Here is a 255-nt window from a genome sequence, read left to right as displayed (position 1 = left end):
AGAAATACCTCATAACTCCCATCATTAAATTGACTCTGACCTAACTCTGTCGTTTCTCGATCATAAGCAAAACCAATCATTAATGCATCAGAGATCTGAAATCCTATAGTACCACTTAAGGCAGCACTCCATCGATAAGCAGCTCCCAATGTTAAACGATCATACAATAAAAAGTTAGCTGAAACATCTACCTGTAATGGAGCGCCAAACACTAGCTTACTCAAAACAGCTGGTTTAAACTTAACATCATCACTC

Annotated in this window: 1 protein-coding gene; it reads right to left on the bottom strand. The window is 38.0% G+C overall.

The window, feature by feature from the left end; genetic code table 11:
- On the bottom strand, window positions 1-255 hold a 255-nt coding region (locus Z053_RS29410; protein WP_035096964.1), incomplete at both ends, for a type IX secretion system membrane protein PorP/SprF.

Origin of the sequence: Aquimarina megaterium XH134 (genome assembly GCF_000520975.1) — a bacterium.
Taxonomy (GTDB): domain Bacteria; phylum Bacteroidota; class Bacteroidia; order Flavobacteriales; family Flavobacteriaceae; genus Aquimarina; species Aquimarina megaterium.
This window is presented reverse-complemented; position numbering and strand designations above follow the sequence as displayed.